At 63.6% G+C, this 7,446-nt stretch carries 6 protein-coding genes; 2 read left to right on the forward strand and 4 right to left on the reverse strand.

Annotation, left to right across the window (positions count from 1 at the left end; genetic code table 11):
• The 3 genes from VNT50_RS05620 to VNT50_RS05630 all read right to left on the reverse strand — a co-directional run.
• Positions 1–691: ABC transporter permease (locus VNT50_RS05620; protein ID WP_325484120.1), on the reverse strand; the 691-nt coding region annotated here is incomplete at its 3' end.
• A gap of 8 nt (positions 692–699) precedes the next feature.
• Positions 700–1,704, reverse strand: coding sequence for an ABC transporter substrate-binding protein (locus VNT50_RS05625; RefSeq protein ID WP_325484121.1), 1,005 nt, complete (start codon positions 1,702–1,704; stop codon positions 700–702).
• 116 nt (positions 1,705–1,820) lie between these two features.
• Positions 1,821–2,855 carry a LysR family transcriptional regulator gene (locus VNT50_RS05630; RefSeq protein ID WP_325484122.1) on the reverse strand — a complete coding sequence of 345 codons (1,035 nt, stop codon included), beginning with the start codon at positions 2,853–2,855 and terminating at the stop codon, positions 1,821–1,823.
• A gap of 75 nt (positions 2,856–2,930) precedes the next feature.
• Between VNT50_RS05630 and VNT50_RS05635 the strand changes: the two genes are divergently transcribed.
• The gene (locus tag VNT50_RS05635) at positions 2,931–4,289 is read left to right on the forward strand and encodes an aminomethyl transferase family protein (protein WP_325484123.1); all 1,359 of its coding nucleotides are present in this window, start codon (positions 2,931–2,933) and stop codon (positions 4,287–4,289) included.
• Between the two features lie 466 nt (positions 4,290–4,755).
• Entirely contained in the window at positions 4,756–5,565 is an 810-nt protein-coding gene (locus tag VNT50_RS05640; protein ID WP_325484124.1) for an IclR family transcriptional regulator, read from the forward strand.
• A 187-nt stretch (positions 5,566–5,752) separates the two neighbouring features.
• Here VNT50_RS05640 and VNT50_RS05645 read toward each other — a convergent pair.
• Positions 5,753–7,446 (reverse strand): DUF6351 family protein (locus VNT50_RS05645; protein WP_325484125.1); only part of this gene is annotated, 1,694 nt, incomplete at its 5' end.

The raw sequence follows: 7,446 nt of genomic DNA on the forward strand, positions 1-7,446 counted from the left end.
GCCCGACGCCCGGCGATCCCATCACGATCTCACCCGTTACCACCAGGATCAACGCCACCGTCGACGAGATTCGTATGCCTGTGGCGAGGTAGGGCACCGCGGCCGGGATGACGATGTTGCCGACGACGTCCAGCTTGCGAATCTGAAAAGAACGTGCCGTCATCAACTGTGCGGGTAAGACGTTTCGGACTCCGTAGATCGTGTGTATCAGGATGGGCCAGATTGCGGCGAATGCCGCGAGGAACACCTTGCCCTGCAGGCCGGGCGGAAACAGGAGGAAGGCCAGGGGCACCAGCGCCACCGAGGGAACCGGTCGGAGAAACTCCACGAGCGGGCGCGTAGCGCGATAGGCGAGTTCGCTGGAGCCCAGAAGAAGACCGAGCGGAACGGCGATCACGATGGCGATGCCGAGCCCGAGTGCCCACCCGGCGAGGGTCTGCCCGACGGCTATCCACAGCGCCGGATCCCCCAGCAGGCCCACCAGGGTGATGAGAACGGTTGAGGGCGGTGGGATGTACGCCGCCGGAAGCACCCCTGCTCTGGTGACGATCTCCATCGCCGCCAGAACGATCAGGGCGCCCCACAGTGAGCCGAGACCGTACCGCAGCTTCCGCGTGGCCGACGCGCCGACCACGGCGCGTGTCGGCTCCGCGCCGCTCGTCGCGACGCTGCCGCCTGGCTTCCCCATCATGCAGTCGCCTAGTTTTCCGGCTCGTAGACGATCTCGTCCCAGGTCGGCACGGTCTCGATCACACCGAACGTCTGCATCAGTTCGAGCAGCCGCTCCAACTGCGCGCGGTCGAGCTCGGGGGTGAAGACGGGGAGGCGCATCTCCGACGCCACCTCCACGGGCACCTGGGTGTACGTGGGGATTATCGCGCGAACGGCATCGGAGTCATCGGCCGCGAGGTCCAGAGATTTCGCCATGGCGCGGTTGAACGACGCGACCAGATCCGGGGCGGTCTCCGTCAGCTCGAGCGAAGAACCCCACGCACCGTTCGGAAAGCCTTCGCCGAGGACCGCGGAAGGCGTGTCGACGATAGCGCCGCCGGCGGCGATCACCGATGAGATGAACGGTTCGGGCGCGTAGGCGGCCTCGATCGTTCCGGACGCGAGGGCTGCCGGCATTTCCGGGAAGGGAATCTCGACGAACTCCACCTTCGCGTCGTCGTAGCCCTGCTCCTGCAAGGATGCCCGCACCGCGATCTCGGCGACACCCTTGAGTTGATTCACACCGACAGTCGCCGTTTGCAGGTCTTCGACGCTAGTCACGGGGCTATTGGCGCCCGTGAGCGTGACCTGCCAATCCTCGTCGGGTGTGCGGCCTCCGACGTCGTTTCCGGCGATGATCCGGATGGGTAGACCCTGGCTCGCCGCGGTGAAGAATGGAATGTAACCCGCGCACGCGAAGTCGAAGGTTCCGCTCAGCAGGCCCGTGATCATGTCGCTGCCGCTCTGAACATCCTGCGTAGTGACATCCAGGCCCTCCTCCTCGAAGAACCCCTCTTGGATTCCCAGGTGTATTGCTGCGAGATTGGATGTGGGAAGCGTCGCGACAGTTATCGCCGTCAGCTCGCCAGAAGGGGCGTCGGTGGATGGCGACCCCTGGGTTGCCGCGCATGAGACGAGAGTTGCCGCGGCTCCAAGCGCGAGCGCACCCAGAACGAGTCGATTGATCCGATTGCCTCGGTTGGTAAACGTCATCGTTTTTCCTTCTGCTTCGAGGTCGGGGTCACGACGCTCATCGTCGGCCCTTCCTCTGGATTCTCGCCGCCCCGAGTCGATAAGCCCACTCAGCGGTTGAACCCTTTAGATAAGCGTCACTTATCAGCTGGGCCGTGCGGTGGCGAACCGGTCCACGCCGTGCCGCCGGCGGTCTTCGGCAGGGAGTCGCCGTGGATGACGAAGAACTGACCGGATGAACCCTCGATCGCCCGGGCCACCGTGGTGAACAGCCAATCCAGAGCTGCGGTCTGCTGGGTCGTGGCACGGCGGAAGAGACGCACGTTCACAGCGGGCATCTCGAAAGGAAGGGTCTTCAGCGCCAGCGGCCACGTCAGGGCCCAGCCGGCGGCGATGGTGTCTGGGACCGTCGCCACAAGCGAGTCATCGCCCGCGAGGACCAGCGGAAGCGATGTGAAATGGTTCACGCGGACGTGGGGCTCGAGTATGACGCCCAGTCTCGCGAGTGCCGCGGCGAGATTCGGGAGACCGGAGTCGCCCGCCACCGTCACATGGTGGGCCGCGAGGTAGGCCTCCATCGTCAATGGCCGGTCTGCGAGCGGGTTCGCAGCCGACATCGCGACGCCATAGTCCTGTGACTTCAGCAGCACCTGCTCGAAGCGCCCCGGCACCGGGGACGGTGTGACCGCCAGGTCCACCACCCCGCGTGCCAGCCAGTCGGGAAGCGCCTCTACATCGAGCGGGACGACCTCGATGCTCATTCGGGGTGCTTCAGACCGAACGGCTTTCAGGATCGCCGGCAGCCAACCGATCTCTCCCAGTTCAGAGAGTGCGATCCGGAACACCCGATGCGAGTTCGCCGGGTCGAAGCCGTGCACCGCGTCCAGCGTGCGATCGATTCCGGCGACGGCATCGCGGAAGCCGGAAAACACGCTCACGGCGAGTGGTGTCGGTTCCATCGTCCGTCCGTCGCGTTGGAACAGGGGATCGTCCAGCTCCCCGCGTAGCCGACGAAGTGACTGGCTGACCGCAGGCTGAGTGACGAACAGTCGGGATGCCGCCGCAGTCAGACTGCGAGTCTCGTATATCGCAACGAAGACCCGGATGAGATTCAGGTCCACGCAGTCCCCTCGCCTCGTGTTAGACATACTTCGTGGTCCATAAGCATCCATTATTGCAAATGCCTACCCGAATTTGAATCACTACCTACGATGGAGCCGAATCGTCTGTTCGAATGAAGGAGTTCCATGACCGAGTCCGTTTCCCAGGCCATCGATCGCGTGGGCGGCGCAATCGAACTGCTCCGCAACGCGCAGTCCCGGCCGACGATCTTCCCCGTGACGCCGGAGTTCACGAACTGGCGATCCGAGCAGCTTGCGTGGCGCACCTCGGTTGCCCTGCTCGATCAGTCGCACCACATGACCGACCTGTACATCTCGGGACCGGACGCGCTGAAGCTGCTGTCCGACACGGGCGTGAACAGCTTCGCGAAGTTCGAGGTCGATAACGCGAAGCAGTTCATCGCGGTGAATCACGAGGGGTACCTCATCGGTGACGCCATCCTCTTCTATCTCGCCGAGAACACTTTCGACCTTGTGGGCTGGTACATGGTGCTCGACTGGGTGCAGTTCATCGGTGAGACCGGCGACTATGACGTCACTTTCGAGCGGGACGCGAATTCGCTCATGCGCGCGCCGGGCGTGGACCCGGTGTCCTATCGGTACGAGATCCAGGGGCCGAACGCCCTTGCACTCATGGAGAGGGTGATCGGCGGTCCGGTTCCGCCCACGAAGTTCTTCCACATGGCCACTTTCACGATCGCCGGGGTCGAGGTGCGGTCGCTGCGTCACGGCATGGCCGGACAGCCCGGCTTCGAGCTCTTCGGGCCGTGGGCCGAGGGCGAACAAGTCCGCAACGCCCTGATCGCAACCGGAGAGGAGTTCGACCTCGTCCTTGTCGGCTCGAAGGCGTACTCCTCGGCGAATCTCGAGTCCGCCTGGGTGCCGTCGCCGCTTCCCGCGATCTTCACCGGCGAGCGGACGGCCGAATACCTGAACTGGCTCCCGGCCGCGCGGGCCGGGTCGCTCGCCGGAAGCTATGTGTCGGACAATATCGAGGATTACTACCTGACCCCGTACGACCTGGGGTACGGGCGTAGCGTCGCATTCGACCATGACTTCATCGGACGCGACGCGCTCGAGCAGCACGCTGCTGGTGCTCGCCGTACCAAGGTGACGCTGGTGTGGAATGCGGAGGATGTGGCCGCGGTGCAGCGCTCGCTCTACGAGCCGGGAACGCCCGCCAAGTACATCGAGTTCCCGAAGGCCCGATACGGGCTCTATCAGGTGGATCGGGTCCTGGCGGACGGTCGGGACGTCGGTATCTCGCACGATGCTGGCTACATCACTGGCGAGCAGGTTTTTGCCTCCTTGGCGAGCATCGACGCCGAGCACGCGGAGTGGGGCACCGAGGTCGTCGTGGTGTGGGGCGAGCAGCCGAACTCCACTAAGCCGGCCGTTGAGCGCCACCGACAAGCCGAGGTTCGCGCAACGGTCTACCCGGCCCCGTACTCGTCGTTCGCCCGCGAGAACTACCGCAAGGATTAGCACCCGTCGCCCACTGTGTGGTGACGAAGGGCGAGCCCGACTCACGGGGGATGGCGGGGTGCGGTGCTCCCTTGCGCCTCGTCATCGACCGCCGCTTCCGCCGCGCACTGGTGTTCCAGACTCGCGGTGGTCGAGCGACCGCAGTCCAGGATCGATTCAAGGAGGAATCGAACGTGTTCACCGATCTCGAAATTCTGCAGGCGCAGCCACAGTGTGGCGCTCCGCATCGACGTTGCGCTCGTCGGATGGCGGCGCCCTTGGGAGTCGGGTCCAGGTCACCCGAGCGGGCAGTGCATGTCCGTGCCGACTGTCATCGTCGGGTCGCGATCGGCCGTTCGATGCGGCGCCTATCTCCTCGATTCAGATTAGCGAAGCGACAAGTCCTTGCAACGCGAAAGCGAGTGGACACCCGTCCACGGCGCGGCTCGTTTCAGGTGCCACCGCACGCGTCGCAGGCGTCCCCGGAATGACCGACGGAGGGGATTACCGTATGAACGGCCAGGGGATACTTGAGCGCACTGAAGCGATCATGACCTGCTTTTCGTCAGACCGATTCATCCTCACGGCGGCTGAAGTCGCGAAGCAGACTGACATAGCCATCTCGTCGGTTCATCGCATGATCGTCAAGCTCCTGGAGCTCGGCTGGCTCGTCCGCACGGGCTCCCACCATTACACGATCGGAATTCGACTCTGGCAGTTAGGCGAGCTCGCCCCGGCCTTGCTGATTCTCCGGGAGATCGCTACACCGCACTTGACGACGCTCTACGAGGCCACGCGTCAGAACGTTCACCTCGCGGTCGTCGCCGGATCCGACCCCCTGCACGCTGGCGCGCTCTTCATTGCAAGAGTCGCTGGCGTGTCGTCCGTCCCGACCGTTGCGCGCGTTGGCGGAACGTTCCCGCTACATACAACGGGGGTGGGCAAGGCGCTTCTCGCCACGCAGCCGTCCGACTGGATCGATATCCACCTGTCGTCAGGTCTGCTCGCGGAGACCAGGTTCTCCATCGTGGAGGAACGCATACTTCGACAGCAACTGGACGTGGTCCGGGCCCGCAACTACGCGGTTGCGATGGAGGAGATGTCACTTGGAACAGCGTCGGTGGCCGCCCCCGTCGGGCCCATAGGTGGATTCCCTGGGGCCGCGATAGGCGTGGTGACGACTGTCGCCGACTTTCGCGAGACGGAGCTAGCGGCAGTCGTCCGTAGCGGGGCGCGAGCCGTCAGCGATTCTCTCCGCTCATATAATGGATCAGCCGTCGCCGTCGCTTGTGACTGACTGAGCCCAGGCGAACCGAGGAGTCCGCGATTCAGGAACTGGCAGCGGCGGAATCCGAACAGCTGACGCTGCAGGGTGTGGAGAACCCGCACCACTCAGCGGAATCTCACCTCTGCGTCGTAGTCCACAATCGTCATAGCTCGTCGCCACTGCCAGTAACGGTGGCCGCGAAACTGAATGGCCAGAACTACCCTTCGTCGCCCGCAAGAGGTCTACCGTCAGGGCCGTCCTCGAACGTGAGCCATGGACCAGTAAATGGCACCCGGTACTCGCCCCTCTCGCTGTAATCACAGACACCTGCGGGGAATATCGCCAGTAGGCGCTCCCATTGCTCGTCGGTCATACCGACGTACTCTGTTCGGCTGGGCTCCTTGAGCGAGCACTTTACGACGTCGGAGGTGAAAGGCTGTCCTGCGGCTGTGCGCGGGAAGGTCTGAAGCGGGTACGCGGTGTCGCAAGCCACCATCGGCTGCTGCTGATTCGCGACGTCATAACAGCGATCCGACAGCTGCTCCGCACGGTGGGCCTTCACCTTCTCGGCCGCGGAGCGATTCGACTTATCGGCGGCGATCCCGGTCAGCCATGCATCCATCGCACGAAACGCGTCGTCGGTCGGCACGTGCCCGATGGTCGTCGCGGCCGACGTGGAGACACGGAAGACGACGTGATTGTCGGCGTGACCGTTGGCGATGGTGAGCCGCTCACGAACGACGTAAGGGAACATCTGTTCGTGGCTGTTCGCCGCGACCGGGTCGGTGGTCACCGTATCAATGATCGGCAAAGCGTCCAGCCCGGCCATATCTGGAACGAGACCATTCGCGTAGGCCCGACGCACCGCGTCCGAGTCCGCTTCCAAACGGGCGCCGACACGGTTCCAGTCCAGATCGAACCCGCCAACCTTCGCGTTGAGATCAAGGAACTGGTGGATCGAGATCACGCCGTCATCCAACGCCTTCCGACCGTACTCGACCCCGGTGTTGTCGGCGTACCGGTTCGCGAATCCGCGGCCCGCAACGCGCTCTTGCTCGCTCCAAACGGACTCGTCACGCAAACCCAGTACGTTCGCCGAGGTGTCCGGGAGCGAACAGCGCAGACCGCCTGGATTCGTCACGGGGTGGTACTCAACATCCGACGGAACGATGCTCGCACAGTTCGTCGGAGAGAATGTCCCCGACGTCGCACGTTGCGCGTCGCAGTACATCTTGTCGCGTCCCTGCACTGCGTTCACCTGTGCAGTCGTCCAACCGTCGGAGTTCTGCGCGAAGTACGGCTTGAGCAGATCACAATCGATCTGGGTCTGGAATATCAAGCTGTTCAGATCCTGAAACGGGCGCTGACGATTCAGTCCGTCCAGGATGCCTGGATAGCGCGTGGCCAAATCCATCTGGGTGAGCGACCCACCCGAACCGCCGTGCCCCATCGTGAAAGTCGGGACCCCGTATCGCTCGATGAAATGCTCCTTCAGCATCACGGAGGTCTCGTCCGAAATCGTCGCGTTACAGTCGTTACCCATCGCCATCTTGCTTGACGAGGCTACCGCGTAGCCCATCGACAGTGGCAGGTCAGCGAGGATCGGTGGGCTGGAGTAGCCGACATCAACGAGCGGATCCGTGGAGATCATTCCCATCGTGTGCCCAAATCCGCAGCCCCCTCCGTACATGAAGACGAGTTTTCGGCTCCAGGTAGGTTGCGGGTCCCAGGGCGTCCAGTTGGGATCGGCGGGATCCACGATCGCTGCAATGCGGTAAACGCCGCGGTTGATCACCCCCGTCTCGACTCGCACGACGTATGGGACCGTCTTGCCTTTTACCTGGACGGTTGCGACATCCAAAGCAGGCGTTGCGAGGTCAAATTCGACGAACTCGCCGGCCACGTTGCGGT

Origin of the sequence: Microbacterium sp., assembly GCF_035554235.1 — a bacterium.
GTDB lineage: Bacteria > Actinomycetota > Actinomycetes > Actinomycetales > Microbacteriaceae > Microbacterium.